Origin of the sequence: Terrisporobacter petrolearius, from assembly GCF_020748185.1 — a bacterium.
GTDB classification, from domain to species: domain Bacteria; phylum Bacillota; class Clostridia; order Peptostreptococcales; family Peptostreptococcaceae; genus Terrisporobacter; species Terrisporobacter petrolearius.
This window is the reverse complement of the sequence record NZ_JAHZMO010000090.1, coordinates 1-1,829: the sequence shown is the minus strand read 5'-3', so window position 1 is coordinate 1,829 and position 1,829 is coordinate 1. Positions and strand designations below refer to the sequence as shown.

The 1,829-nt window shown below is 28.9% G+C and carries 1 protein-coding gene; it reads right to left on the bottom strand.

Annotated features, from left to right (window positions below; translation table 11 throughout):
* Positions 1-128: 128 nt before the first annotated feature.
* A complete protein-coding gene (locus tag K0040_RS19745) occupies positions 129-1,427 on the bottom strand; it encodes an IS110 family RNA-guided transposase (RefSeq protein ID WP_228110402.1) in 1,299 nt (432 codons plus the stop codon).
* Between the last annotated feature and the right edge of the window lie 402 nt (positions 1,428-1,829).

The following is a 1,829-nucleotide window of genomic DNA, read 5'->3' as shown; positions in this document are numbered from 1 at the left end:
AGACCAGCTAGTTAAAGTCAACATATTTTATTGAATTTTATATTATGTGTTTTTAGACACAATTAATAGACTATCAAATTTCAACGAAAAATTGATGATTTACTGTGAAAATAGTTCGTAATTAGCCGTTAGGCAGCATTTACTAACGATTGATTTTTTAAATACATCTTGAGGTGTAATTTAGGGTTACGTATTTCATATGGCTTTTGGTTGCGTAGTACAGAAAAAATGTATTTCATTAACTTATGCATAATAGCAATTAATCCAACTTTTTTACTTTTACCATTCATATTATTTTTATAATAATCTAGTAAGACAGAGTTGGTAGCTTCACCATTACGCTTAGTTCTAACTGAAGCCAATGCGACAGCATACAAAGCCCTTCGGCCAATACGTGTGCCACGCTTTGAAATATGATTGTTACTACCTTTAAATTTACCTGATTCATTTACTGATGGATCAAGGCCAAAGAATGCTACAAGATGTTTAGGTTTAGTGAAATTTTTAATATTACCAATTTCACTAATTATAGTAATTGCAGTGAGTTCACCAATACCGGATATTGATTGTAGTAATTCAATATTATTAATAATATCCTGAGGAATTTTACCACTAGCAAGTAATTTTTTTATTTCAGATAGTATTAATTCTATCTGCAGTTCAAAAGTTTCAATAATATTTATATCAGATATTAATTTTACAAAAAAGCTAGAACAAGGAATTCCCGTTTCAATTGCATTATTTGCTGATTCAATTAATTTTGAATATTTATCCTCTGCATATTTTAGACCTTTTTTAGAGGTTAAAAGTATACGGATTAAATCTTGTTTATTTGCAACTAAGATATCATCTGGCTTTGGATAATATTTTAATACTTGTAAAGAAGTTTTTGAAGTTGTATCTGAAAAAATATTACAATATTCAGGAATCATTTGACGTAAATCATTAGAAAGTTTTTTCTTAAAAGTTGATTTTGTATCTGTAAGCTTATAGTACTCTCTTGTAAGTGATTTCAAGGCATATAAGTCAGGATTAAAATTACTAGAAAGCTTAATATCTTGGTATTTGCATATCTTGGCAATGTTTAGGGCATCTTTTTTATCATTTTTCACTTTCCTTATATCAAAATTCTTGTTAGAATTAGTAATAAGAGGATTGATGGTAAATACATCAAAACCTTTCTTATTAAGGTAGTGGAAAAGAGATAAATGGTAGATCCCAGTGGATTCCATGAAAGTGGCTGCTTTCGTATTAAATTTCTTTTCCACTTTTTCTATTTCAGAAACTAAACGATTAAAGCCTTCCAAAGTATGATTTATTCTAAATGATTTCCTGTATATTTCACCGTTAGGTGCAAGTATAGCAACTATTGAAAAATCAGCAGCTACATCTATTCCAAGTACTGGATTATTAATAAATTTTGACATTTTAGTATCTCCTTATTTTTAATATATTGAGATAGAATAGAGATTCCATTTCTATCAGTAATTCTACAACCTTGTTTGTGACACGAATAATTCCCTCCGGGGAAATTCAACCAGCTAAACATAGAACTATTACTGATGGAATGATACGCTTTTTTACGGGTATATGATCTCTAAGATCTCCCAGGGGGGATACATCTATCCTCTATTCAGTAAAGATTATACTATATTTATCAAAGTTGAATCCAACCTTAGGAATAATATTTATTAATAGAAAACAAGCTAAGAAATGACTTAAGATCCGGTAGGATTTTAGATAGATTTTTAAATTTAGAAAAGTTGTTAATGTTCGTTAGATTATTAGAAAGTTTTCTATCAAATGTTACAACTAGATTATACAAGGGG

Coding starts and splice junctions, on each gene's coding strand:
- K0040_RS19745 (WP_228110402.1), bottom strand. CDS start 1,427: ATGTCAAAATTTATTAATAATCCAGTACTTGGAATAGATGTAGCTGCT.